Here is a 25,674-nt window from a genome sequence, read left to right on the forward strand (position 1 = left end):
CGCGACTAAGAACCCCACGCGACCGAGGCCCCCGCCGTGATGGAGAGCCTCTCGCGACCAAGGACCCCTCTTGATGGAAGACCCCTCGGGGGTGGGGAGACCGCCACGAGCGGGGGAACTCCGCGAGGAAGGACTCTGCGGCCGGGGCGCTCGGCGCGATTGGGGGGCTTTCGCGGTTTCGGAGAAATTTCGGGATGGGGTTCTTCGCGACACATCGCGTTTGCGATGATGGACCCGTGAATCTTCCCGAGCAGCCGTCCGGTTCCGAGCCGCCCGCGCGCCCCTCCCCCGCGAGCATGCGCGCGTCGGACGCCGATCGTGACGAGGTCGCCGACCGCCTGCGCGAGGCCCTGGCCGAGGGACGCATCACGCCGGAGGAGCACGCCGAGCGCATCGACGTCGTCTACAACGCCAAGACCTACGCCGAGCTGGAGCCCGTGCTCAGCGACCTGCCCTCGCAGGACATGCCGCGACCGCGGGTCGACCTGCGCAAGGAGCAGGCGCCCGCCCCGCCCGCGCCGCAGTCGCCCCACCTCGTGGCGATCTTCAGCGGGGTGGAGCGCAAGGGGCGCTGGCTGGTCGAGCCGACCACCACCGTCACCTGCGTGTTCGGCGGCGCGGAGCTGGACCTCCGGCAGGCGGTCCTCAGCAGGAACGAGGTGACCCTCTCGGTCACCTGCCTGTTCGGCGGCGTGAACATCGTGGTGCCGCCGGGTGTGCGGGTCGTCGGCTCCAACTTCGCGGTCTTCGGCGGCACCGACCTGCCCGAGGACGACACCACGGATCCGGACGCGCCCGTCATCCGGCTGACCGGGGTGCTGCTGTTCGGCGGCATCTCGGTCGAGCGCAGGGCCGTGGGCGAGAAGCGCGGCCGCGCCCGGCACCGGGAGCGCCACCAGCTTCACCGTCACCACTCGGAACTGCACCTTCAGCACCAGGAACTGCACCGCGAGCATCGCGAGCACCGCGAGGAGAGGCGGCGGGCGCACCGGGAGCGGCGCGAGGAGCGGCGCGACGTGCGCCGGGACCGCCTCCGCGAACTGCGCGACGAACGGCACCAAGGCCGCTGAGCCCCGGACGGCTGCGGCCGCCCGGGGCTCAGCCGGACACGAGCCGGGCCTGTTCGAGCCGGGGCGGGGTCAGTCGCGGGCGTGCTCGCGGTCGGGCTGGCAGACCAGGCAGGGCGTGCAGCCCCGGGCCTTGGCCTCCGCGCGCGACAGCGACTCCAGGTCGTCGGCCTCGTCGCCGATGTCCTCGATGAGGGCGCAGTCGACGCGGTGGTAGCGCTTGGTGCCGCTCAGGATGCGGACCTGCGGGCCGTCGGCGCCGGACTCCTCCGCCGCGTCGCCGGCGGACGGCTCGGGCTCGCGCTCCCCGGCGAGCTCGGCGCCGGACGGCTCGTGCCCCGGCGCGGGGACGTCCTCGCCGTCGGCGTCGCCGAACGGCGCGGTGCCGAGGTCGGCGGTGACGTCCGGCGGCGCGGATTCGGTCGCAGCGCCCTGTTCCGCACTCCGCCGGTCCTCGGCCTCGACGTCGGCGGATTCGGCCCTCTCCGGCGCCGTGGAGGCCTCCTCGGCGGTGTCGCCGGAAGCGAAGAGGCCCGCGACGGGCATGTCGGTGCGGGTGGGCCCGGCCTTGGTCCGCTTCGGGGCGCTCGCGTCCTCGGCGCTCCGGTCATCGGCCTCGGCGGCGGCGTGCTCGCCGGCCCGCGGAATCTCGGCCGTCTTGTCGAACCCGCCGGGCTTGTCGAAGGCACTGGGCTTGTCGAAGGAGCTGGGCTCGTCGAAGGAGCTGGGCTCGTCGAAAGCGCCTGGCTTGTCGAACGAGGTGGGCTTGTCGAAAGCGCCGGGCTCGTCGAACGAGGTGGGCGCGGGCTTGGCGAGGCCGGCGAGGCCGCTCTCGGATCGCTCGGCGCCGGGCTTGCGGGCCGCGGGCGCGGTCCCCGCCGCCTTGCTCGCGTCGGAGGACGCGGGTGCCGACGCCGCGGCGCGCGCCGCCAGTGCGGTGTCGGGCAGGCAGGCGGTGCAGGGGCTGAACCCCTCCTCCTTGGCCTCGGCGTAGGTGAGCTCCTCGGTGTCACGGCCGGCGAGCTGCCGGCAGGTGTCGAGGTGGTAGCGCTTGCGGCCGCGGACGACGAAGACCAGCGTGTCGTCGGGGACGTCGACGGCGGGCGCGGGGATCTCGACCTCGTCGTCGGCCGGGTCGGCCGGGGGCTTGGCCTCCACGGCGCCCTGCGCGTCCTTGGCCGGAACGGACGCGGCCGGGGCGCTGTCCTTGCGCTTGGCCCGCTTGTCCTTCTTGGCCTTCTGCGCCTTCTTGCTCGGGCGGGCCGGGCCCGGCGACGCGCCTGGGCCGAACAGCTCCTTGCGCCGCAGGAACACCCCGATGGCCAGGCACACCGCGGAGACGATGCTGACGGCGATCGAGATGTAGATCACCACCAGGGCGTCCAGGCCGAAGACCTGGGCACTGTCTCCGTTGCCCGCGACGATTCCCGCTACCAGCAGGGCGATCGCCACCACCACGAGAACGCCACTCAGGATGATCACAGGGTCACTCCCACTCGTTCAGACCGCTAGGCTCCGGGCCGCGCGAAAAAGCCGGCGGCCGGCCCAGGGCACGACCACCCGGCGCCGCGGGGATGGCTGCGCGCCATCCCCGGCGCGGCGATCGGAACGACACTATCGCCTGAGGCGCCCGTGTCAGCGCCTGTCGTGCGGCGGGTTGTCGCCGCCGGAGTGGAAAGCGCCCGTCGCCGAGTGCTGGACCTGCTGGGCGTGCTCGGGCGCGGGGAAGGTGCCCGGCGCCGGCGCGCCACCGCCGTTGCGGTTCTCGGCGTGCGGCAGGGCGTTCTGCGGGCCCGTCTGCGGACCTGCCTGGGGCGGGTTCTGCTGCGTCTGCACGGGCGCCGCGCCCGGGACGGCGGCGAACGCGCCGGTCTCGGTGCTGCCCGCCTCCAGGTCGCGCAGCTGGCCCTCCAGGTAGACCTTCAGGCGGCTGCGGTACTCGCGCTCGAAGGCGCGCAGGTTGTCGACCTCGCGCTCGAGCTCCTCGCGCTGCTGCACGAGCGAGCCCATGACCTGGCGGTGCCGCTCCTGGGCGTCGCGGTCGAGGGCCTCGGCGCGGGAGCGGGCCTCGCTGACGATCTGGTCGGCCTGCCGGCGGGCCTTGCCGAGGATCTCCTCGGCCTCGCGGCGGGCGCGGCCGAGCGTCTCGTCGGCCTCGCGCCGGGCGTCGGCGATCGCCTGGTCGGCGGTCTGCTGCGCGAGCGCCAGCACGCGGGCCGCGGTGTCCATGTTGTCCTCGCCGGTGGGAGCCGGGGACATGCCGAGGCCGCCGAGGACGGGCTCCGGCTCGGGCTGCGGCACCGGCTCGGGGCGGGGAGGCTCGGGGATCTTCTGGATGTCCGGCTTGGGCTCCACGATGGGAGCGGCCATGGCGGGAACCTTGCCGCGCAGGCACTCGGCCAGCTTGGCCCGCAGTTCCTCGTTCTCCTGGATGAGGCGGTCGAGCTCGGCCTCGACCTCGTCGAGGAAGGCGTCCACCTCCTCCTCGTCGTACCCCGGCCTCAGCCTGGTGGTACTGAACTGCTTGTTCCGCACATCGGCGGGTGTCAGCGGCATGTTCTCGTCTCCTTGGCGCGCTTGGAGTCTGTCCCCGAAGGACGGTATCCGATCGACCTAACCTCCGCCGAATATGGAACCGACGAAGACGATCAAGACCCAGACCACAAGGATGAGGACCGTGAAGCTGAGGTCCAGGGCAACGTTACCCAGCCGGATGGGCGGGATGAAACGCCTGAGGAGTTTCAGCGGCGGATCGGTGACCGTGTAGGTCACCTCGGCGATCACCAGCACCACCCCGGTCGGCTTCCACTGCCGGGCGAACGACTGCAGGACCTCCAGGACCAGCCTGCCGATCAGGAACAGCAGGAAGAGGTACAGAACCCCCTGCAGTACGGATCCAACGATGTTCACGGATACTCTCGCATGCGACTCTCAGCTCTGGTTGAAGAACCCACGTTCTGCCATCCGGGCCTTGTCCTCCGCCGTCACCTCGACGTTGACGGGCGACAGCAGGAACACCTTGTTGGTAACACGCTCGATGCTGCCGTGCAGCCCGAACACGAGACCCGCCGCGAAGTCGACCAGCCGCTTGGCGTCGCTGTCGACCATCTCGGTCAGATTCATGATCACCGGCGTGCCCTCCCGGAAGTGCTCCCCGATCGTCCTCGCCTCGTTGTAGGTCCTCGGATGCAGCGTAGTGATACGCGCAAGGTCGGTGGTACCGGACTCGTAGAGCGCCACGGACCGTCGCTCGATGGTCGACGTGGAGTGATGATCGCGATCGCGGTCCGGCGCCTCTTCGGCTCGGGTAAGCTGACCGCCGGATTCGTCATCTCGACGGCGGCCCTGCCCGGTGTCGGTCTCCTCGTCGTAGACCTCGTACTCGTCGTATTCGCCGTACTTGTCGTCGTAGCGGTCGTCCTCCACAAGGCCGAGGTAGACCGCCATCTTGCGCATCGCGCTGGCCATACGTCCCTCCGTGTCCTGTGGCCTCGGCGCCGGGCGCGTCCGGCCCCGCCGTTGGACTGATCCGTTGTGGCGTCCCGCGTTCAGGCAGGTACCACTGGGGGGACATTACCTGACGATTGCCCGTCGGCCGCCGAGCAACGCCGTACCGATCCGCAGGTGTGTCGCGCCGCACGCGATCGCCTGCTCCAGATCGCCGCTCATACCCGCACTGACGATCCGCGCGTCCGGATGGTTCCGCCTCATTTGCGCCGCCGTCTCCGCGAGCCGGGCGAAGGCGGGCAGCGGGTCCGCGCCGAGGGGCGCGACGGCCATCACGCCGCCGAGCTCCAGGCCGGGGGCGGCGGCGATCTCGTCCGCCAGCCCGGGGACGTCGCCGGGTACGGCCCCGCCCCTCTCCCCCACCTCGCCCTTCTTCCCCGCTTCGTCCAGCGAGACCTGCACCAGGCAGCGGAGCGGGCGTCCGGTGCGGGCGGCGCCTTCCGCGAGGGCCGTGACCAGCCGCGGACGGTCCACGGAGTGCACGACGTCGGCGTAGCCGGCCACGGCGCGCGCCTTGTTGGTCTGGAGTCGTCCGACGAAATGCCAGGTGAGCGGGAGGTCGGCGCAGTCGGCGGCCTTCGGGCGGGCCTCCTGGTCGCGGTTCTCCCCGACCTCGGCGACGCCCAGCCCGGCCAGCAGCCGCACGTCGGACGCGGGGAACGTCTTGGTCACCGCGATCAGCGTGATCTCGTCCTCGGCCCGGCCGGCGACCGCGCACGCGGCGGCGATGCGCGCCCGGACGGCGGCCAGGCCCTCGGCGATCTCGGCGCACCGCTCGGCCGCGGCGCGGTCTCCTGCCGTGTCGTCTCCGGCGGCGCCGGTGTGGTCCCGGTCGGTCACGTGCCTTCCTTCAACCAGACATATCCAGCGAAACGGCCGGTGCGCCCCTCGCGGCGGTAGGAGTAGAGGTCCGGGTCCTCGATCGTGCAGCGGCCGTCGACGGTCACGCGGGTCACCCCCGCGGACGCGAGCTGCTCGGCGACGCCGGCGCGGATGTCGAGGCCCGGGGTGCCCTTGGACGTGGTGGCGCGCGCGGCGGGGACGACGGCGGCGACCTCGTCCCGCATCTCCGCGGGGACCTCGTAGCAGCCGCCGCACGCGGCGGGCCCGATGGCCGCGGCCATCCGGGCGGGGTCGGCGCCCCGCTCGCACATCGCCTTCACCAGGGCCGGGACCACCCCGGCGGCCGTTCCGGGACGGCCGGAGTGGGCGGCGCCGACGACCCCGGCGGCCGGGTCGGCCAGCAGGACGGGCGCGCAGTCGGCGACGAGGACGGCGAGGGCGAGCCCGGGCACGGTCGTGACGACGGCGTCGACCGGTCCCGGCAGGTCGGTCGAGGTGACGAACGCGACTTCGGCGCCGTGCACCTGCCGCATGAAGACGGTGCGCTCGGGGTCGGCGCCGAGCTCGGCGGCGGCGCGCCGCCGGTTGTCCAGGACGGCGGCCGGGTCGTCGCCGACCGCGCCACCGAGGTTCAGGGAGTCGAAGGGGGGCCCGCTCACGCCGCCGGCGCGGCCGGTGAAGCCGGCGCCGACGCCGTCGCCCAGGGCGACGGCGGTGATCACTTCAGGAAGTCGGGGACGTCGAGGTCGTCGTCCTCGTCGAAGACCACGGGACGGCGGCGCTGCCCGGAGGAGGGGCCGCCGTCGTTCTCCCCCGCGTGCACGCGGGGGGAGGGCTGCTCGGAGGGCGGGCGGGGCGCGGGTGCGCGGGAACCGCCGGACTCGCCACCGGACGCGCCGGCGTCCCGGTCGGCCGGCGGGCCCGGCTGCCCGGACGCCGCCCCCTCGGACCGGGACTGCTCGCCGCGTCCGGCGGACCGGTCGTCCTGGGCCCGCACGGGCGCCGGCGCCCGGTCGGCCTCGGACCGCTGCTGCGCGGGGGCCGGGGGCGGCGGCGCGGCGGCGGCCTGCGCCACCGACTGCTGCTGCGCGGTCGGCTGCGCCGCCGGGGGCTCGGACCGCCCGACCCGGCTGGGGATCGGGTTGGCCGGCGCGGGCGGGGCCGCCGGCGGCGGGACGGGACGCGGAGGCGGGGGCAGCCGCTTGCTCTCCGGTTCAGGGATGGGCTTGGCCGGACGCCCCTCGTCGAAACCCGCCGCTATCACCGTGACCCGCACCTCGTCGCCGAGCGCGTCGTCGATGACCGCGCCGAAGATGATGTTGGCGTCGGGGGCGGCGGCGTTGGACACCAGCTGCGCCGCCTCGTTGATCTCGAACAGCCCGAGGTCGGAGCCGCCGGAGATGGACAGCAGCACGCCGTGCGCGCCGTCGATGCTGGCCTCCAGCAGCGGGCTGGAGATCGCCATCTCGGCGGCGGCGACCGAGCGGTCGTCGCCGCGCGCCGAGCCGATGCCCATCAGCGCCGAGCCGGCGCCGGACATCACGGACTTGACGTCGGCGAAGTCCAGGTTGATCAGGCCCGGGGTGGTGATCAGGTCGGTGATGCCCTGGACACCGGACAGCAGCACCTGGTCGGCGGCCTTGAAGGCGTCCAGGACGCTGACCTGCCGGTCGGAGATCGTCAGCAGCCGGTCGTTCGGGATGACGATGAGGGTGTCGACCTCGTCGCGCAGGGTCTCGATGCCGGCCTCGGCCTGCATCGCGCGGCGCTTGCCCTCGAAGCTGAACGGGCGGGTGACCACGCCGATCGTCAGGGCGCCGAGCGTGCGGGCGATGTTGGCGACCACGGGCGCGCCGCCGGTACCGGTGCCGCCGCCTTCGCCTGCGGTGACGAACACCATGTCGGCGCCCTTGAGGACCTCCTCGATCTCCTCCCGGTGGTCCTCGGCGGCCTTGCGGCCGACGTCGGGGTTCGCCCCGGCGCCGAGGCCCCGGGTGAGCTCGCGGCCCACGTCCAGTTTCACGTCGGCGTCACTCATCAGCAGCGCCTGGGCGTCCGTGTTGATCGCGATGAACTCGACGCCCTTGAGGCCCTCTTCGATCATCCGGTTGACGGCGTTGACGCCGCCGCCGCCGATGCCGACGACCTTGATGACCGCGAGGTAGTTCTGCGGTGCTGCCACGACGAGGGGCCTTTCCGCTCTCTCTGACCGCCCTGCCCGATCTGCCGACCGTGCCGTCGCGGTGTTCCCGACCTGTATTCCGACTGTGTTCTTCGAGCCGTGTGCTCGAACTCGTTTGTGAAGCCCCGTGCGAGCGGGGTGAACCCTCACCCTCAACTTGAGGCTTACAGTTATGTCAACCTGAGGACTGATACGGACAGTAGGGCGGCCTTACCGCCAGGGTCAACTAACCTCCCCCGAACTCGACCGGCGTGTCGCGGACCGCCCGCCTCAGCAGGTCCTCCGCCCGGTCGCCCGAACGGCCTCATTCCGTCTTGAGGACCTCCGGCGAGCTGACGTCGACGGTGCGGACCGCGCGCCCCGCCGCCGTCCGCCGCACGGCGTCCAGCAACCTGATCTTCTCGTCCGCCCGTTCGGCGGCTCCCCACACCACCGTCTGACCGCCCGCCATGTAGAGGGTCACCGCCTCCGGGCCGCTCGCCTCCACCTCGGTGAGCTTGCCGCTCAGGCGTTCGGGCAGGGCGGACAGCACGCCGAGCGCCGCCAGGGTCGCCCGGTCGGACGGCCCTGGCGAGGCGACGGTGAGCATGGGAAGCCCCTCCGGGCGGGACTCCTCGTCGGCGACCGTCACGCCGTGCCGGTCGAGCAGGTGGTAGCCGCCTCCGCCACGGAACACCGCGACCGGCTCGCGCTCCCGGACGACGATGCGGACCGTCCCCGGCCAGCGCCGCTCGATCGCCGCCGTCTCGACCTCGCGGAGCCGCTCGACGCGGTCGCGGACCGCGCCCGTCCTGAGCCGCACCATCGGCGTGCCGAGATCGATCCCGGCCGCAGCCACCACCCGGTCGGCGGACGCGAGGCGGGTGCCCGTCACCTCGACATGCCGCACCACCAGCAGCCTCGACCCGAGCAGGACCCAGGACACCGCGCCGAGCGCGCCGACCACCAGGAGGGTGACGAACACCACCTTCCAGCGGTTCGCGCGGGCGCGTCCGTCCGGCTCCGCGGCCTCCGGTTCGTGCTCCGGTTCCGGCGACGCGCGGCGGCCCGTCTGCGCCTCGGTCATGCCCCAAGCCTGACAGTGATCCCCGCGTCCGCGGCCGACCGCGCGGGCGACGGCGTGTCACGCCCCGTCCCCCGGCAAGCCGTACGCCCCGGCAGGCCCGATCCTCTTGGCAAGCCCGATCCCCTGACGGGCCCTATCTCCCCGACGGGCCCGGTGCCCCGGCGAGGCGCGCCAGGACGAGCGGGCCGAGCTGCGTCACGTCCCCGGCGCCCAGCGTGATGACGACGTCGCCGGGACGAGCGAGCGACGCGGCGATACCGGGCACCTCGTCCCGCTCGGGCGCGTAGACGGTCTCGGTGCGCGCCGGGACGGCGTCGGCGACCAGCGCGCCCGTGACGCCGGGCTCGGGGTCCTCGCGGGCGCCGTAGACGTCCAGGACGACCGCGACGTCGGCGAGGCCGAGCGCGACGCCGAACTCGGCGGCGAAGAACCGGGTGCGGCTGTACAGGTGCGGCTGGAAGACGGCGACGATGCGGCCCTGCCCGCCCTTCTCCCCCAGGTAGTCGCGTGTGGCGTCCAGGTCGGCGGTCAGCTCGGTCGGGTGGTGGGCGTAGCTGTCGAACACCTCGACGCCGCCCGCCTCGCCCTTGCGCTCCAGCCGCCGCATCGCCCCGCCGAACGCGGCGAGGCCGTCGCGCACCGGCGCGTCGTCCAGGCCGAGGGAACGCGTGACCGCGATGACGGCGGCGGCGTTGAGCGCGTTGTGCCGCCCCGGCACGGCCAGCGCGAACTCCCCGTCGCCCTCGATCTCGAAGCGGGAGCCGAGGCCGCGCGGCGTGAACCCGGTCACGCGCAGGTCGGCGCCCTCGGCCTCCCCGTAGGTCAGCACGGTCAGGCCGCGGGCCCGCGCCCGCTCGACCAGCTCCATCGCGACCGGGTCGTCGGCGCCGGCGACGAGGGTGCCGCCCGGCTCGATCCGGTCGACGAAACGGGCGAAGTTCTCCTTGACCATCTCGAAGCCGCCGTAGTTGTCGAGGTGGTCGGCCTCGACGTTGGTGACGACCGCGATGCGCGGGGTGTACATGAGGAACGAGCCGTCGCTCTCGTCGGCCTCCGCGACGAACACGTCGCCGGTGCCCTCGTCGGCGCCGAGGCCGGTGGTGACGAGCTGCCCGCCGATGCAGTAGGACGGGTCGGCGCCGGCGTGCTGGAGCGCCACCGTCAGCATCGAGGTGGTGGTGGTCTTGCCGTGGGTGCCGGCGACCGCGACGGCCCGGCGGTCCGCCATCAGCGAGGCGAGCGCGGCCGAGCGGTGCAGGACGCGCAGGCCGCGCGCGCGGGCGGCGACCAGCTCGGGGTTGGTGTCGCGGATCGCCGTGGACACCACGACGGTGTCGGCGTCCCCCACGTGCGCGGCGTCGTGCCCGACGAAGACCTTGGCGCCGAGGTCGCCGAGCTGGGCGAGCAGCTCGGAGTCGCGCGCGTCGCTGCCGGACACGGCGATGCCGCGCCGCAGCATGATGCGCGCGACGCCGGACATCCCGGCGCCCCCGATCGCGATGAAGTGGACCCGGCCGAGCTCGGCGGCGGGCACCACCTCCCCCGGATCGATCAGGCTCATCGGGCCGCGCCCGCGGACCGGACCACTTCGTAGACCATCTGGGCGAGCGCGACGTCGGCGTCGCGGCGGCCCATCCGGCCGGCGGCCTCCGACATGTGCGCGACGCGGGCCGGGTCGGCCAGCACCGGCAGCAGGTGCCGGGCGATCCAGTCCGGCGACAGCTCGGCGTTGTCGACCAGCATGCCGCCGCCCGCCGCGACGATCGGCTCGGCGTTCAGCCGCTGCTCGCCGTTGCCGATCGGGAGCGGGACGTACACCGCCGGCAGCGCGACCGCGGCCAGCTCGGCGCAGGTCATCGCGCCCGCGCGGCACATCGCCATGTCGGCGGCCGCGTAGGCGAGGTCCATCCGGTCGCAGTAGGGGATCGTGACGTACTGCGGGCCGCCGGCCGCGGGCTCGGGCTCCTCGGTGTTCTTCGGCCCGACGATGTGCAGCACCTGGATGCCCGCCTGCCGGAAGTACGGCGCGGAGGCCACGGCGGCCTGGTTCAGCGAGCGGGCGCCCTGCGAGCCGCCGAAGATCAGCAGCGTGGGCAGGTCGGGGAGCAGCCCGAAGTAGGAGCGGGCCTTGTCCCCCATCGCGAGCCGGTCCAGCGTCGCGATCTCGCGGCGCAGCGGGATCCCCACGAACCGGGCGTTCGGCAGCGGCGAGTCGGCGTGCGAGACCGCGACGTGCTCGGTGAAGCGGGCGCCCAGCTTGTTGGCCAGGCCGGGCTTCGGGTTGGCCTCGTGGACGATGATCGGAACCTTGCGCTTGCGCGCCGCGAGGTAGCCCGGGGTGGCGACGTAGCCGCCGAAGCCGACCAGGATGTCGGCCTGGGCCTGGTCGAGGACGGAGGCGGCCGCGTTGATCGCCCCGCGCAGCCGGCCGGGCACCGACAGCAGCTGCGGGGTGAGCGTGCGCGGCAGCGGCACCGGCGGGATCAGGGCGAGCTCGTAGCCCCGCTGCGGGACGAGCCGGGTCTCCAGGCCCCGCTCGGTCCCCAGGCAGACGACCCCGGTGTTCGGGTCGTTGCGGCGCAGCGCGTCGGCGAGCGCCAGGGCGGGCTCGATGTGTCCGGCGGTGCCGCCGCCGGCCAGGACAACCCTCATGTCCGTTGACAACTCCTCAGCGTGGTTCGAAGGGGGGATTTCAACGCCGTGCCAGACCCAGCCAGCTTAGAGCCCTCACGACCGGTCCGGGACCCCGTGCGGAGAGTGCCTGCCGCGCGCCGGGCTCGCGCTTGGCGAACGCCAGGAGCATGCCGAGCGCGAACAGGGTCGGGATGAGCGCCGAGCCCCCGTAGGAGACGAGCGGGAGGGGGATCCCCGTGATGGGCAGGACGCCGATGACCGCGCCGATGTTCACGATCGCCTGGACCACCAGCCACGCCGTGGCACCCGCGGCGGCCAGCCGGGTGAACGGGTCCTTCACGCGCCTGGCGATGCGCAGGCCCGCGTAGGTGAGCAGGCCGAACAGGCCGAGCACGACGAGCGTCCCGACGAGGCCGAACTCCTCCCCCACGATCGCGAAGATGAAGTCGGTCTCGGCGTGCGGCAGGTAGTCCCACTTGGCGCGGCCCTCGCCGAGGCCCGTGCCGAACAGGCCGCCCGAGGCGACCGCGAACAGCCCCTGCGTGCCCTGGTAGTTGGTGGTGAGCTGGTTGCCGGACGGGTCGAGGAACCCGGTGAGGCGCTGCATCCGGTAGGGCTCGACGATGATGAGGATCGACACGAGCAGGCACACGAGCCCCGCGATGCCGACGAACAGCCGGCCCGGGGCGCCGACGACCCACAGCAGCGCCAGGAAGATCGTGAGGAGCACCAGCGTGGTGCCGAGGTCGCTGCCCAGCATCACCAGCAGGACGAGCACCCCGGCGCCCGGCATCAGCGGCACCAGCAGCGGCCGCCACTCGGTGAGCTGGCCGAGCCGGTCCTTGCGGGCCAGCAGGTCGGCGCCCCACAGCACGAGCGCGAGCTTGGCCAGCTCGGACGGCTGGATCTGCACCGGGCCGAGGTCGACCCAGCGGGTCGCGCCGCCCGCGCTGCGCCCGAGCCCGGGGACCAGCACCAGCGCCAGCGCGACCACCGACAGCAGCAGCAGCGGGTAGGCGAGCGCGCGGAACGTCTTCACCGGCAGCCGGGACGCCAGCCACATGCCGGGCAGCCCGATCGCGACCCACACGGCCTGCTTCTGGAACAGCGTGTACGCCGAGCCCGTCGCCTGGAGCTGCTTCACGCTGGAGGCCGACAGCACCATCGTCAGGCCGAGCGCGAGCAGCATCACCGAGCAGCCCAGCACCAGGTAGTAGGAGGTGAGGGGGCGGTCGAGCAGCCCGACGGCGGCGACCACCTGCTCCCGTGGCCCCGGACGCCGGGCGGCGCCGTCCTCCCCGGCCGCGGTGGTCATCGCTACCGGGCGTCCCGGGAGAGGCGCTCGACCGCCGCTATGAAGGCGTCCCCGCGGGCCGGGTAGTTGGCGAACATGTCGAAGGAGGCCCCGACGGGCGCGAGCAGCACGGTGTCCCCGGGCCGGGCGAGGCCGGAGGCGCGGGCGACGACGCGGTCCATGGCCCCAGTGTCGGTGTCGGGGACGTCCACCACGGGGACATCCGGGGCGTGTCGCGCGAGTGCCTCGGCGATCCGGTGCCGGTCCCGTCCCATCAGCACGGCGCCGCGCAGCCGCCCTGCGCACGAGCGCACGAGGTCGTCGACGTCCAGGCCCTTGAGGAGGCCGCCGGCGATCCACACGACGCTGTCATAGGCGGCGAGGGACGCTGCGGCGGCATGCGGCTGGGTCGCCTTGGAGTCGTTGACGTAGGCGACGCCCGCGACGTCGGCGACGTGCTGGATGCGGTGCGGGTCGGGGACGAACGCCCGCAGCCCCTCGCGGACGGCCTCGGGCGGCACGCCGAACGCGCGGGCCAGCCCGGCGGCGGCGAGCGCGTTGGCGACGTTGTGCGGCGCGAACGGCCGCACGTCGCCGAGCGCGGCCAGTTCGGCGGCCTCGCTCGCGGGGTCGTCGGTGAAGGCCCGGTCGACCAGCAGCTCCTCCACGACGCCGAGCTCCCCGGGGCGCGGCACCCGGAGGGTGAAGCCGATCCGCCGGGGCACGCCCTCGGCGCGTTCGGCGAGTGCCGCGGAGGTGTCGTCGTCGGCGTTGTAGACGGCGACGCAGCCCGGGGCGAAGATCTTCGCCTTGGCTCCGACGTAGGCGTCCATCGAGCCGTGCCAGTCGAGGTGGTCGGGCGCGACGTTCAGCACCGTGGCGGCGTACGGGGCGAGCGAGCGGGACCAGTGCAGCTGGTAGCTCGACAGCTCCACCGCCAGCACGTCGTAGGGCTCGCCGACGGCCTCCACGATCGGCGTCCCGACGTTCCCGACGGCGAGGGCCTTGCGGCCGGCGGCGGTGAGCATGCAGGCCAGCATCCGCACGACGGTGGTCTTGCCGTCCGTCCCGGTGATGGCCAGCCAGGGCGCCGCGCCCTCGGGGCGGAGCCGCCACGCCAGCTCCACCTCGCCGATGATCTCGATGCCGGCCGCGGCGGCCGCGGCGAGCAGCGGCGCGTCCGGCCGCCAGCCCGGCGAGGTCACAACGAGGCCGGTGCCCGCCGGGAGGGACTCGCCGTCGCCGAGCCGGACCACGACCCCGCAGGCCTCCAGTTCGGCGGCGTGCCCGCGCTGCTCCGCGCCGTCGCGGGCGTCCACGAGGGTGACGCGGGCACCGCGCGCGGCGAGGACGCGGGCGGCGGCGCGGCCGGACACGCCGAGCCCGGCCACGCACACGCTCAGGCCGTCCCAGGAACGGCCCTCCCAGGGGCTCTCGCTCACTTCTTCGGCATCCATTCCAGGTAGAACAGGCCGATGCCGATCGCCACGAAGAGCGCGGACATCAGCCAGAAGCGCACGACGATGGTGGTCTCGGCCCATCCCGACAGCTCGAAGTGGTGCTGCAGCGGCGCCATCTTGAACACGCGTTTCCCGGTCATCTTGAACCCGCCGACCTGGATGATCACCGACAGCGTGATCATCACGATCAGCCCGCACAGGATGGCGAGCAGGAACTGGGTGCGGGTGAGGATCGCCAGGCCGACCAGCACGCCGCCGAGGGCCAGCGAACCGGTGTCGCCCATGAAGATCTTCGCGGGCGGGGCGTTCCACCACAGGAACCCGAACACGCCGCCGAGCACGGCCGCGGCGACCACCGCGAGGTCAAGGGGGTCGCGGACGCTGTAGCAGTTGGGGGCGAGGGCGGCGGCGCAGCTGTTGCGCAGCTGCCAGTTGCCGATGATGACGTAGGCGGCCAGCACCATGCCGGCCGGGCCCGCCGCGAGACCGTCCAGCCCGTCGGTGAGGTTCACGCCGTTGGACATGGCCGCGATGAGCAGCAGCGCCCACACAACGAACAGGTACGGGCCGATCGAGGGGCCGAAGTCGCGCAGGAAGGACAGGTGGGGGTCGGCGGGGGTGACGTCGTAGCCGTTGGGGAAGTTCAGCGACCCGACCGCGAACACGACGCCGACCAGGACGATGCCGATCATCTTGGCGCCGCTGCGCAGGCCGAGGCTGCGCTGCTTGAACACCTTGATGTAGTCGTCCACGAACCCGACGAGGCCGAGGCCGGTCATCAGGAACAGCACGAGGATCCCCGAGATGGTGGGGACCTCCCCGGTGAACAGGTGCGCGGCCGCGTAGCCGACGAGCGAGCCGACGATGAAGACCGTCCCGCCCATCGTGGGGGTGCCGCGCTTGTTCAGGTGGGCCTCGGGGCCCTCGTCGCGGATCATCTGGCCGTAGCCGAGCCGGTTGACGATGCGGATCCACACCGGCGTGCCGACCCCGACGAAGATCAGCGCGATCCCCGCGGCGATGATGATGTTGGTCATCGGCCGTCCTCCGCGAGGATCGCCTCGGCCACCCGTTCCAGGCCGGCCACGCGGGAGCCCTTCACCAGCACGACGTCCCGCGGCGCGAGCCGCTCCCTGAGCACGGTCACCGCCGCGCCGACGTCATCCACCTGTACGCACTCTCCCGTCCATGACGCCACCTGCCCGGCCCCTTCGGCCATCGCCGCCGCGTTCGCGCCGACCACCACGAACCCGGCGATCCCGCTGCGCGCGACATGCTGCCCGATCCTGGCATGTTCCGCCACGGACGAGTCACCTAGTTCGGCCATCTCGCCCAGCACCGCGTAGGCGCGGCGGCCGCGGGCCAGATGCACGAGCACGTCGATCGCGGCGCGGGTCGAGTCGGGGTTGGCGTTGTAGGCGTCGTTCACCACGGTCACCCCGTCGGCCCGCTCGGTGACCTCCATCCGCCACCGGCTGACCGGCACGGCCGCCGAGAGCGCCTCGGCGATCGCTCCGGTCGCGAGGCCCGCCGCGCGCGCGGCGGCGGCCGCGGCCAGCGCGTTCGGGACGGCGTGCGAGCCGTGCAGGCGCAGCGCGACCGGCGCGGCGCCCTCCGGCGTGACCAGGGTGAAGCGCGCCCGGCCCTGGTCGTCTAGGGTCTCGTCCTCGGCGCGGACCGCGGCGCCCGGCGAGCGGCCGAACGTGACGACCTCGCCCTTCGTCCGGGATGCCATCGCGCCGACCAGCGGGTCGTCGGCGTTGAGGACGGCCGTGCCGCCCGGCGGGACCGCTTCCACGATCTCGCCCTTGGCCACGGCGATGTTCTCCCGGCTGCCGAACTCCCCGACGTGCGCGGTGCCGACGTTCAGCACGACGCCGACGTCCGGGCGCGCGATCCCGGTCAGGTAGGCGATGTGGCCGATGCCGCGGGCGCCCATCTCCAGCACGAGGTGCCGGGTGGAGGGGTCGGCGCGCAGCACGGTGAGCGGCAGCCCGATCTCGTTGTTGAACGAGCCGGGCGGGTAGACCGTCGGGCCCGCGCCGCTCAGGACCTGCCCGATGAGGTCCTTGGTGGAGGTCTTGCCGGCCGAGCCGGTGACCGCGACGACGGTCACGTCCGGCAGCCGCTCCAGGACGGCCCTGGCGAGCCGTCCGAGCGCCTCCTGGACGTCGTCGACGACGACGCACGGCCCGTCCACCGGGTGTTGTGCGAGCACGCCCGCCGCCCCGGCCGCGAGGGCCCCGGCCGCGAAGTCGTGCCCGTCCGCGCGCTCGCCCTTCAGCGCCGCGAACAGCGCCCCGGGTTCCACCGCGCGGGAGTCGATCACCACCGGGCCGGTGACCACGGGGTCGTCCAGTACGGGGTCGTCCACCACCGGGTCCGGCGGCCCGTGCCGGGTCCCTCCCGTGATCTCCGCGATCGTCGACAGCGGAAGTGGGATCACGCCTGCGTCCCGTCCCCTCTTGTCCCTTGTCCATGGCGCCGGAACGCGTCCGCACGGCGCCGGAGCGCGGCGCGCACGACGTCCCGGTCGTCGAACGGGTGTATCTCGCCCGCCACGTTCTGGCCCTGCTCGTGCCCCTTGCCCGCGACGACGACGACGTCGCCGCGGCGGGCGCGGCCGACGGCCAGGTCGATCGCTGCGGCGCGGTCGGGCTCCACGACGATGTGCGCGCGCTCCGGCTGCGGCACCTTGAGCCCGCCCTCGACCATAGCGGCAAGGATGGCCAGTGGATCTTCCGACCTCGGGTTGTCGTTGGTGAGGTACGCCATGTCGGCCAGCCGCGCGGCGGCCTCGCCCATGAGCGGCCGCTTGCCGCGGTCGCGGTCGCCGCCGCAGCCGATCACCACCGCGAGGTCGCCCTCGGTGACGGGCCGCAGCGCGTTCAGGACGGCCTCGACCGCGCCCGGCTTGTGCGAGTAGTCGACGAGGGTCACGAAGTCCTGCCCCTCGTCGACCCGCTCCAGCCGCCCGGGGACGCCCGGCAGCGACGCCACCCCCCGGACCGCAGCCTGCAGCGGGATGCCCGCCTCCACCAGCGCGACGATCGCGGCCAGGGCGTTGGCGACGTTGAACGGCCCGGCGAGGCGGACCTCGCCGTCGGCCTCGATGCCGAGGGGCCCGACGACGCGGAACACGCTGCCGTCGGCGCCGACGCGCACGTCCTCGGCCCGCCAGTCGGCCGCCGGGTCCCCGGTCGGGGAGAACGTCGTCGCCGGCACCGTGGCGATCTCCAGCAGCTCGCGGCCGTAGTGGTCGTCGAGGTTGATCACGCCGACCCGCGAGTACTCGGGCGTGAACAGCCGCGCCTTCGCGAGGAAGTAGTCCTGCATGGTCGGGTGGTAGTCGAGGTGGTCCTGGGACAGGTTGGTGAACACCGCGACCTCGTAGCGGGCGCCGCCGACCCGGCCCTGGACGAGCGCGTGGCTGGACACCTCCATCGCGGCGGCGCCGACGCCGCGCTCGCGCATCACCGCCAGCAGCGCGTGCAGGTCGGTCGCCTCCGGCGTGGTGAGCGCGCTCGGCACCCGGTCGCCGCCCACCCGGATCTCGACGCCGCCGACCAGGCCCGTCTCGATCCCGGCGGCGCGCAGGCCCGCCTCCAGCAGGAACACCGTGGTGGTCTTGCCGCTGGTGCCGGTCACGCCGATGAGGGTGATGTCGCTGCCGGGCTCGCCGTACACCCACGACGCCGCGTCGCCGAGCCGCGCCCGGACGTCCCTCGTCACCAGGACGGGCAGGCCCGTCGCCGCGGCCCGGTCGTGACCCTCGACGTCGGTGAGGATCGCCACGGCGCCGGCCTCCGCGGCCTGGGCGGAGAACTGGGCGCCGTGCGCGCGGGCGCCGGGCAGCGCCACGTAGACGTCGCCGGGCAGCACGGCGCGCGAGTCGTGTGTGATCCCCGTGACGGACACCGCGTCCCCCGCGGTCCCCCCGCCCTGCCCGTCCTGTCCGATTCCGAGAAGCGCCGCGAGTCCGCTCAGCGGACGAGCCGGGTTGGTGGTGGGACGCATGGCGTTTCTTTCGTTGCGGACGGTACGGGACTGGTGGGACACGGGTGGTGGACTCACAGGCGAGGAGGGTACTCGCTGCGCTCAGTCGCGGGCGCGGATCTCGATGATCGGCGGCCTGCTCCCCGTCGGCGGGATCTTCTCGGACTGAAGCGCGAAGCTCATCACGTCCTTGAAGACCGGTGCCGCCGCATCGCCACCATAGTGGCTCCCGCGCTTCGGATCCTGCAGGACGACCTGCACCACCAGGCGCGGGTCGTCCGCGGGCGCGAACCCGGCGAACGAGGCGGTGTAGCCGCCGCCGTCGTAGCAGCCGCAGCGCGGGTTGACGATCTCGGCGGTGCCGGTCTTGCCCGCGACGCGGTATCCCTTGATCTGGGCCTTCGGGGCGGTGCCCTCCTTCGTCGTGACGCCCTCCAGCATGTCGCTGATCTGCCGGGCCGTCTTCGCGCTGATGACCTGCTTGCGCTCCGGCGCGGGCGCCGGGGTGAACCTGTCGTGATCCCCGACGGTGCCCGCGACCAGGTTCGGCGCGACGCGGACGCCGCCGTTGGCGATCGTCGAGTACACGCTCGCCATCTGCACCGCGTTCACCGAGACCGTCTGCCCGAACGCGATCGGGTACCGGTCGGTGCCCGACCACCTGGTCGGCGGCTCCAGGAGGCCCGCCGTCTCGCCGGGCAGCGGCAGGCCGGTCCGCCGGCCGAACCCGAAGTCCCGCAGCGTCTGGTAGAGCCGCTGCGGGCCGATGCTCTCGCTGGCCATGATCGTGCCGACGTTGCTCGACTTGGCGAGCACGCCGGCGAACGTGAGCCGCTCGGGCGGGTGGGTGTGCGAGTCGTGGAACACCAGGTCGTACTTCTTGATCTTGTCGGGGACGGTGTAGGGCGTCTGCGGGGTGACGCCGCCGTGCTCCATGACGGCCGCGGCGGTGACGACCTTGCCGGTGCTGCCCGGCTCGTAGGCGTCCTGCACCAGGGGGCTGCCCCAGCGGGACCGGTCGGAGTCGGCGTAGTCGTTCGGGTCGAACCCCGGCGCGGAGGCCATCGCGAGGAGCCGGCCGGTGCGCGGGTCCATGACGATCACGGTGCCGCTCTTGGCCCTGCTCGCCCTGACCTGCTGCTCGATCGCCTGCTGCGCCTTGAACTGCAGGTCGCGCTGCAGCGTCAGCCGGATCCCGCGGCCGGGCACCGACGGGCGCTTCTGGTCCTCGCCCATGGGGATGTGCTGGCCCTCGGGACTGATCTCGACCCGCTGCCAGCCCTCCTTGCCGGCGAGCACGCCGTTCAGCGAACTCTCCAGGCCGGCGGCCCCGCTCCCCGTGTCGTTCACGAAACCTATGACGCTGGCGGCCAGCGAATCGTTGGGATATTCCCGGCGATATTCCGGCAAAGTACCGATGCCGAGGAAGTTCCACGAGCTGACCAGCCGCGCCTGGTCGGGGCGGACCCCGTGCGCGAGGTACACGAACCGCGTCCCGGGCTTGCTGATCTGCTTCAGCAGCGTCGCCGGGTTCAGCCCGAGCGTCGGGGCAAGCGCGTTGACGATTGGCTGCCGCCGGTCCGCCTTGATAAGCGAGGGGTCCGCGAAGATCGCGCGGGCCTCCACCGTCATGGCGAGCGGGTTGCCCTGCGCGTCGGTGATGTCGCCGCGGACGGCGGGCAGCGTGAGCTCCCGCATCCGCTGCAGCATCGCCTGCTCGGTGTACTGCCCCGAGTCGATCGTCTGGAGCTGGACGAGCCGCCCGGCGAACAGCGACAGCACGAACGCGACGACGAGCAGACCGACGTTGAGCCGCTTGAGCGGGTCGCGCCGGTGGAAGGGGACCCGGGACCGCGGGGGGCGGCCGGGCGGGGGGCGCCGTCCGGAGCCGCCGGCGCGCGAGCCGCGGGGGGCCGCGCCGTCCGGCTTCGGCCGCGCGCTCTGGGCGTTGCCCGCGGTGCGGCCCTCCGCGGCCGTGCCCTTGGCGGGCGCCTTCTTCCGCGCGGATCGCTTGAGGGCCGTCGCGGCGCCGCCCGTCCGCCCCCTCGGCTTCTTCTCCTTGCGTGCGGTGTCCTTGCGGGCGGTGTCCTTACCCGGGGTCTCCTTGCGCGGGGTCTCCTTGCGGGGGGCCGGAACCGTGCCGCCGCGCGCGGGACGGCGGGCACCGCCGCCCTTCGTGCCCGCCCGTCCCGCGCCGTCCGCCCGTCCCGCGGGCGGGCGCGGCGTGCTCCCTGTCTGACGCCCGGACGCGCGCGCCGCGCCCGGGCCGCTCTTGTCGTCCCGCCCGGCCGCGCCGCGCGGGCCGCGCCCGTCCGAGCCGCGTTTGCGCCCGGGGGGCGGCCCGGCGGGACCGCGTCCCGGGCCCTTCGTCACCGTTCCACCCGCTCCCCGCCGTGCCCGCGCCCGCTCACGGTGCCCCGTGCCCGGTCTGTGCACCTGTGCCGTTCCGTGTTCCTGTGCCGTTCCGTGTGCCCGCGCCGGTCCCGTTCCGCGTTCCCGCGCCGGTCCCGTTCGTCCGGGCGTCGGCGGGCGGGACACCGTCGCCGGGGATCACGGTGCCGGGCACGCCGAGAACGCCCGCCGCGCCGGCCGACGCCGCCGCCGAGTGCGGGACCGGGCGGATGGTGCCGCCGGGGCGGCCGGGTTCGGTGGAGAAGAAGGCCGGGTCCTTGCCCTGCCTCATGCCGAGCCCCTCGGCCTTCTTCGACAGCTGCTGCGGGGCCCCCTCGCGGGCGATCTCCTCCTCGTAGGCCTGGCGCTGCTGTTCGAGCTGCTTGTTGCTCTGCTGCAGCCGCGTCAGCGTGAAGGCGTCCTTGGCGAGGACGGTGTTGAGCAGCAGCAGGCTGACCAGCGCGCCGCCGAGCAGCCCGACGATGAGCAGGACGAACGGGGCGCGCGGCGCGGTCTGCCCGCCGCGCGCCGACGCGGCGGCGCCCTGCGCACCACCGGTCGGGCTGCCGGCGCCCTTCGTGTTCTTCGCGACCTTCGTGCTCTTGGCCGGCGTCGCCTTGGCCGGCGTCGGCTTCGCGGGCGTCGGCTTCGCGGGGGGCGGCTTGACGGGAGCGGTCCCGGCGGACCGGCTCTTCGGCGGCGCGGGCCTGGCCGGGGCGGCGCCGTCCAGGCGCTCCGGGGTCCTCTTCTTGGGCGCCTTGGTCGGCGGCCGCCTGCTCGTCGTGGTCATGTCGCCTCCCGGACGCGCTCCGCGGCGCGCATCCGCACCGATCCGGCCCGTGGGTTGGTCGTGGTCTCCTCGTCGGACGCCAGTTCGGCCCCGCGTGTCAGGAGCCGGAACCTCGGCTCGTGCTCGGGCAGCGGGACCGGCAGCTCCGGCGGGGTCGTGTCGGCCGCCTGGGCGGCGAGGACCTGCTTGGTGATGCGGTCTTCGAGCGAGTGGTACGACAGGACGGCCACCCGGCCGCCGACCGGCAGCGCGGCGAGCGCGGCGGGCAGCGCCCGGCGCCAGGTGTCGAGCTCCGCGTTCACCTCGATGCGCAGCGCCTGGAAGGTGCGCTTGGCCGGGTTGCCGCCGGTGCGGCGGGTGGCGGCGGGGATGGAGGTGCGCACCAGGTCGGCGAGTCGCCGGGTGGAGTCCAGCGGGGCGCGCCCGCGCTCCCGGACGATCGCGGCGGCGATGCGCTGGGCGAACCGCTCCTCGCCGTACTCGCGCAGGATGCGGGCGAGCTCGGCGGGCGGGTAGCCGTTGACGACCTCGGCCGCGGTGAGGCTCTGGGTGCGGTCCATCCGCATGTCGAGGGGGGCGTCATAGGAATAGGCGAAGCCGCGGTCGGCCTCGTCGAGCTGCGGGGAGGACACGCCGAGGTCGAACAGGACGGCGTCGACCGCCCGGACGCGGAGCCGGCGCAGCACGGAGGGGATCTCGTCGTAGACGGCGTGTTCCAGCGTCACGCGGTCGCCGAACGGCGCGAGCCTGCGCGCGGACCGCTCCAGCGCCGTGGTGTCGCGGTCGAGGCCGATCAGGCGCAGCTCCGGGACGGCCCGCAGCATCGCCTCGGCGTGGCCGCCCATGCCGAGCGTGGCGTCGAGGTACACGGGAGCGCGGCCGGCGACGGCCTCGGCGGCGGGGACGAGAAGTTCGAGAACGCGGCCGAGCATGACCGGGATGTGGCCGCCGTCGGGCCCCCGGTCCTGCGCCGCGTGGTTCCTTGCGCTGTTCCCCGCTCCGTTCTCCACGCCGTCCATGCCTCACCCCCTGTACTGCCACCTCGCTCGCGGACTGTGTGGCATCGCCGGACCGGACCGTCCCGCGCCCCCGGCGGCGGCCTCGCCCGGCCAGGTCCCCATCCGCTGCCCTGGAGGAAGATCACCGCGTTGCCCGCGGGGGGTCGCCGTCTGGCACCGGGGAAGCTGCGCCAGCTGGCTGGAGAGCGGCTGGAGACCTGGCCGAACGTGGGCCAGTGCCGGTCAACGGACCGACGAGTCGTATCTCAGAGAATCCCTGGCAACACCTCCTCCGAGACGTCGGAGAAGGTCTGCTCCTCCTGCTCCAGGTAGGTCTCCCATGCCTGGGTGTCCCAGATCTCCAGACGCGTGTTGGCCCCGATGACCGTGCAGTCGCGGGTGAGCCCCGCGTACTTGCGCAGCGGCGGGGGAATCGTGACGCGGCCCTGCTTGTCGGGTACCTCGTCGGAGGCGCTGGCGAAGAAGACCCGGCTGTAGCTCCGGACCGCCTTCTCGGTGACCGGCGCGGCACGCAGAGCCTCGGTTATCCGCTGGAACTCCGCCATGGGGAAGACGTACAGGCAGCGTTCCTGGCCCTTCGTGATCACCAATCCCCCCGACAGCTCCTCGCGGTACTTCGCCGGCAGGAACAGTCGTCCCTTGTCGTCGAGGCGCGGTGAGTGAGTGCCGAGAAACACCGGCCCCACCTCCCGCGCCGCATGGGGTGCTACCGCCCCCCACGGCGCCCCACTCTACTCCACTCTTCCCCACCGTCAACAAGAAAAACACCGTCCACGCGCCGTTTTCTGCGACGAAATCCCAGGTCAACGGGGGTGGTGTGGAGTGGGGCCCAGCGGCGCCCCCTCAGCGCGCCGCATCGGCACAAGCCGGTTCAGACCGCCCCCGCGCGGGGGCGCGGCACGGTCCTGAGGGGCGGGGTGGAGTGAAGTGGTGCGTTGCGCGCGTCGTTTGTCGTCGTCCCCGTGGAGCACAATTGGCTCGCGTTCCACATGAACATCGCAGTGGGCGTTCCAAAGACGTACTGTCGTTTGGAACGGCTGAGGAGGGTTTGGTGGCAGTAGGCACGCACGGCGAGTCGTTCATGGAGACCGACCCCCCGGCATCCCACCCGGCCCGGCGCGGCGGCCGTGACGCCGGCGGCGACGCGGGGGGCCGTGACGCGGGCCGTGGCGCGGGAGGCGGCGGGCTCGACGGGCTCGCCCACGTCGCGAACAAGATCCGCGACGCCGTGGAGTCGGTGATCGAGGGCAAGCCCTCGGTGGTCCGGCTCGCGCTGACGGTGCTGCTGGCGGAGGGGCACCTGCTCATCGAGGACGTGCCCGGGGTCGGCAAGACGATGCTCGCCAAGGCGCTCGCGCGCTCGGTCGACTGCTCGGTGCGGCGCGTGCAGTTCACGCCCGACCTGCTGCCGAGCGACATCACCGGGGTCAGCGCCTACAACCAGGAACGGCGCGAGTTCGAGTTCAAGCCGGGCCCGGTGTTCGCCAACATCGTGGTCGGCGACGAGATCAACCGGGCGTCCCCGAAGACGCAGTCCGCATTGCTGGAGTGCATGGAGGAGCGCCAGGTCACGGTCGACGGCACCACCTACGCGCTGGAGCCGCCGTTCATGGTGATCTCCACGCAGAACCCGGTGGAGATGGAGGGGACCTACCCGCTGCCCGAGGCGCAGCGCGACCGGTTCACCGCCCGCATCTCGATGGGCTACCCGGACCCGGCCGCCGAGCTGGAGATGCTGGAGACGCACGGCTCGTCGTCCCCGCTCGACCGGCTCACCCCGGTCGCGCACGCCGCCGACGTCCGCGCCCTCATCGAGGTGGTGCGGGCCCAGCACGTCGCTCCGGCGGTCCGGCAGTACGCGATCGACCTCGTCTCCGCCACCCGCAGGCACCCGGAGCTGCGGCTCGGCGCGTCCCCGCGGGCGACCCTGCACCTGGTGCGCGCCGCGCGGGCCTACGCCGCGCTAGACGACCGCGACTACGTCGTCCCCGACGACATCCAGGACCTCGCCGGCCCCGTCCTCGCCCACCGGCTGCTGCCGACCGCCGAGGCGCAGGTGGAGCGCCGCCGCCCCGAGCAGGTCGTCGCCGACCTGGTGAAGCGCCTGCCGGTGCCCTCCCCCGGCAGGTGACGGGTGCGACGGGCGCTGGCCGGCCTCACCACGCGCGGGCGGTCGTTCGTGGCCGCCGGGGCGACCGCGATCGTCTGCGCGGTGGCGCTCGGAGAGCGCGACCTGCTGCGCGCCGGCGTGCTCGTGCTGGCGCTGCCGCTGCTGTGCACGATCGCGGTGGCGCGGACGCGGTACCGGCTGGCCTGCGCGCGGCGGCTGGAGCCGTTGCGGCTGCCGGTCGGTCACGAGTCCCGCGTCGACCTGCGGCTGGAGAACGTGTCGCGGCTGCCGAGCGGGCTGCTGATGGTGGAGGACCGGGTCCCCTACGCGCTCGGCGGGCGGGCCCGGTTCGTGCTGGAGCGGATCGAGCCGCACGCGTTCCGTGAGCTCGGCTACCGGATCCGCTCGGACGTGCGCGGGCGTTTCCGGGTGGGGCCGCTGACCGTCCGGCTCGCCGACCCGTTCGGGATGGTGGAGCTCGTCCGCTCGTTCAGCCTGTCCGACACGCTCACGGTGACGCCGTCGGTCGTGCCGCTGCCGCCGAGCCGGCTGTCGGGCGCGTGGACGGGCGGCGGCGACAGCGTGGCCCGCGCGGTCTCCGCGGCGGGCGAGGACGACGTGGCCCCGCGCGAGTACCGGCACGGCGACGACCTGCGCCGCGTGCACTGGCGGTCCACCGCCCGGTACGGGGAGCTGATGGTGCGGCGCGAGGAGCAGCACTTCCAGAGCAGCGGCACGCTCTTCCTCGACACCCGCCGCTCCGCGCACTGGGGCGACGGGCCGGGCGGCTCGTTCGAGCAGGCCGTGTCGGCGACCGCGTCGATCGGCGTCCACCTCGTCCGGACCGGCATGAGCCTGCGGTACGTCACCGACGGCGGGGAGGCGCTCCCAGCCGGGCCCTCCGAGGGCGCGTTCGAGGGGCTGCTGCTCGACGCGCTCGCCGTCGCCCGCCGGTCCAAGGGCGGCTCGCTGTCGGCGGGACTGGCCGCACTGCGCGGGCGCGGCGCGGGCCGGGAGGGCGACGGCCTGGTCGTCGGGGTGTTCGGCGTGCTGTCGGACGAGGAGGCCCGCGCGGTCTCCGCGGCCCGGCGCGGCACCGGCACGTGCGTCGCGGTACTCCTCCGCAGCGGTCCCGAGGACGGCAGAGCGCAGGACGGCGGAACGGCCGCGGGGCTGCTGCGCGCGGGCGGCTGGCGGGTGGTGACCGTCCGATCCGCGGCGGAGCTGGCCGGGGCGTGGGCGCGGGCCGGCAAGGCCGGCGAGGATTTCGTGTCAGGGTCGGCGCATGACTGAGGGCAGTGCATGAACGAGGGCG

At 73.7% G+C, this 25,674-nt stretch carries 22 protein-coding genes; 3 read left to right on the plus strand and 19 right to left on the minus strand.

Annotated features, from left to right (window positions below; genetic code table 11):
• Positions 1 to 236: 236 nt before the first annotated feature.
• On the plus strand, positions 237 to 1,070 hold the full coding sequence (locus AB0H37_RS17880) for a DUF1707 domain-containing protein (RefSeq protein ID WP_308427161.1): 834 nt from the start codon (positions 237 to 239) through the stop codon (positions 1,068 to 1,070).
• A 69-nt stretch (positions 1,071 to 1,139) separates the two neighbouring features.
• Here AB0H37_RS17880 and AB0H37_RS17885 read toward each other — a convergent pair whose 3' ends face one another.
• From AB0H37_RS17885 to mraZ, 19 genes are all read right to left on the minus strand, one after another.
• Positions 1,140 to 2,549, minus strand: a complete 1,410-nt coding sequence (locus AB0H37_RS17885; RefSeq protein ID WP_360613801.1) for a hypothetical protein — start codon at positions 2,547 to 2,549, stop codon at positions 1,140 to 1,142.
• Between the two features lie 153 nt (positions 2,550 to 2,702).
• Positions 2,703 to 3,623 (minus strand): DivIVA domain-containing protein, encoded by a 921-nt coding sequence (locus tag AB0H37_RS17890; RefSeq protein WP_329093082.1) that lies wholly within the window; start codon positions 3,621 to 3,623, stop codon positions 2,703 to 2,705.
• A 57-nt stretch (positions 3,624 to 3,680) separates the two neighbouring features.
• Positions 3,681 to 3,977, minus strand: coding sequence for a YggT family protein (locus AB0H37_RS17895; protein ID WP_173397743.1), 297 nt, complete (start codon positions 3,975 to 3,977; stop codon positions 3,681 to 3,683).
• Positions 3,978 to 3,998: 21 nt separating this feature from the next.
• Complete coding sequence (gene sepF / locus AB0H37_RS17900; protein ID WP_179833890.1) at positions 3,999 to 4,535, minus strand: cell division protein SepF; 537 nt, start codon at positions 4,533 to 4,535, stop codon at positions 3,999 to 4,001.
• 105 nt (positions 4,536 to 4,640) lie between these two features.
• The gene (locus AB0H37_RS17905; RefSeq protein ID WP_360613981.1) at positions 4,641 to 5,336 is read right to left on the minus strand and encodes a YggS family pyridoxal phosphate-dependent enzyme; all 696 of its coding nucleotides are present in this window, start codon (positions 5,334 to 5,336) and stop codon (positions 4,641 to 4,643) included.
• A gap of 74 nt (positions 5,337 to 5,410) precedes the next feature.
• Positions 5,411 to 6,139, minus strand: coding sequence for a peptidoglycan editing factor PgeF (gene pgeF / locus AB0H37_RS17910; RefSeq protein WP_360613804.1), 729 nt, complete (start codon positions 6,137 to 6,139; stop codon positions 5,411 to 5,413).
• Positions 6,136 to 7,599, minus strand: a complete 1,464-nt coding sequence (ftsZ, locus tag AB0H37_RS17915) for a cell division protein FtsZ (RefSeq protein WP_360613806.1) — start codon at positions 7,597 to 7,599, stop codon at positions 6,136 to 6,138. Before ftsZ ends, pgeF begins: the two co-directional genes overlap by 4 nt.
• Positions 7,600 to 7,903: 304 nt before the next feature.
• Entirely contained in the window at positions 7,904 to 8,665 is a 762-nt protein-coding gene (locus AB0H37_RS17920) for an FtsQ-type POTRA domain-containing protein (protein WP_360613808.1), read from the minus strand.
• Between the two features lie 133 nt (positions 8,666 to 8,798).
• Positions 8,799 to 10,226, minus strand: coding sequence for a UDP-N-acetylmuramate--L-alanine ligase (murC, locus tag AB0H37_RS17925; protein WP_329093091.1), 1,428 nt, complete (start codon positions 10,224 to 10,226; stop codon positions 8,799 to 8,801).
• Positions 10,223 to 11,317: an undecaprenyldiphospho-muramoylpentapeptide beta-N-acetylglucosaminyltransferase gene (gene murG / locus AB0H37_RS17930; protein WP_089312300.1), complete on the minus strand. Its 1,095-nt coding sequence runs from the start codon at positions 11,315 to 11,317 to the stop codon at positions 10,223 to 10,225. The genes murC and murG overlap by 4 nt, the downstream gene beginning before the upstream one ends.
• A gap of 40 nt (positions 11,318 to 11,357) precedes the next feature.
• Positions 11,358 to 12,614 (minus strand): putative lipid II flippase FtsW, encoded by a 1,257-nt coding sequence (gene ftsW, locus AB0H37_RS17935; RefSeq protein WP_179833885.1) that lies wholly within the window; start codon positions 12,612 to 12,614, stop codon positions 11,358 to 11,360.
• Between the two features lie 2 nt (positions 12,615 to 12,616).
• Positions 12,617 to 14,035, minus strand: a complete 1,419-nt coding sequence (gene murD / locus AB0H37_RS17940; protein ID WP_360613811.1) for a UDP-N-acetylmuramoyl-L-alanine--D-glutamate ligase — start codon at positions 14,033 to 14,035, stop codon at positions 12,617 to 12,619.
• Positions 14,032 to 15,090 (minus strand): phospho-N-acetylmuramoyl-pentapeptide-transferase, encoded by a 1,059-nt coding sequence (mraY, locus tag AB0H37_RS17945; RefSeq protein ID WP_179833883.1) that lies wholly within the window; start codon positions 15,088 to 15,090, stop codon positions 14,032 to 14,034. Before mraY ends, murD begins: the two co-directional genes overlap by 4 nt.
• A complete protein-coding gene (gene murF, locus AB0H37_RS17950) occupies positions 15,087 to 16,499 on the minus strand; it encodes a UDP-N-acetylmuramoyl-tripeptide--D-alanyl-D-alanine ligase (RefSeq protein ID WP_329093096.1) in 1,413 nt (470 codons plus the stop codon). The genes mraY and murF overlap by 4 nt, the downstream gene beginning before the upstream one ends.
• On the minus strand, positions 16,496 to 18,070 hold the full coding sequence (locus AB0H37_RS17955) for a UDP-N-acetylmuramoyl-L-alanyl-D-glutamate--2,6-diaminopimelate ligase (protein WP_360613814.1): 1,575 nt from the start codon (positions 18,068 to 18,070) through the stop codon (positions 16,496 to 16,498). The genes murF and AB0H37_RS17955 overlap by 4 nt, the downstream gene beginning before the upstream one ends.
• An 81-nt stretch (positions 18,071 to 18,151) precedes the next feature.
• Positions 18,152 to 20,422, minus strand: a complete 2,271-nt coding sequence (locus AB0H37_RS17960) for a penicillin-binding transpeptidase domain-containing protein (RefSeq protein WP_360613816.1) — start codon at positions 20,420 to 20,422, stop codon at positions 18,152 to 18,154.
• 34 nt (positions 20,423 to 20,456) lie between these two features.
• Positions 20,457 to 21,230, minus strand: coding sequence for a hypothetical protein (locus AB0H37_RS17965; protein ID WP_360613818.1), 774 nt, complete (start codon positions 21,228 to 21,230; stop codon positions 20,457 to 20,459).
• Positions 21,227 to 22,249 carry a 16S rRNA (cytosine(1402)-N(4))-methyltransferase RsmH gene (rsmH, locus tag AB0H37_RS17970; RefSeq protein WP_179833878.1) on the minus strand — a complete coding sequence of 341 codons (1,023 nt, stop codon included), beginning with the start codon at positions 22,247 to 22,249 and terminating at the stop codon, positions 21,227 to 21,229. The genes AB0H37_RS17965 and rsmH overlap by 4 nt, the downstream gene beginning before the upstream one ends.
• A 245-nt stretch (positions 22,250 to 22,494) precedes the next feature.
• Entirely contained in the window at positions 22,495 to 22,926 is a 432-nt protein-coding gene (gene mraZ / locus AB0H37_RS17975) for a division/cell wall cluster transcriptional repressor MraZ (RefSeq protein ID WP_089312308.1), read from the minus strand.
• Between the two features lie 374 nt (positions 22,927 to 23,300).
• On the opposite strand from mraZ, the gene AB0H37_RS17980 reads away from it, so the two are divergent.
• Both AB0H37_RS17980 and AB0H37_RS17985 read left to right on the plus strand, forming a co-directional pair.
• On the plus strand, positions 23,301 to 24,380 hold the full coding sequence (locus AB0H37_RS17980; RefSeq protein ID WP_360613820.1) for a MoxR family ATPase: 1,080 nt from the start codon (positions 23,301 to 23,303) through the stop codon (positions 24,378 to 24,380).
• 3 nt (positions 24,381 to 24,383) lie between these two features.
• A complete protein-coding gene (locus AB0H37_RS17985; RefSeq protein ID WP_179833876.1) occupies positions 24,384 to 25,652 on the plus strand; it encodes a DUF58 domain-containing protein in 1,269 nt (422 codons plus the stop codon).
• Positions 25,653 to 25,674 lie beyond the last annotated feature (22 nt).

Origin of the sequence: Actinomadura sp. NPDC023710, assembly GCF_040639875.1 — a bacterium.
GTDB lineage: Bacteria > Actinomycetota > Actinomycetes > Streptosporangiales > Streptosporangiaceae > Spirillospora > Spirillospora citrea.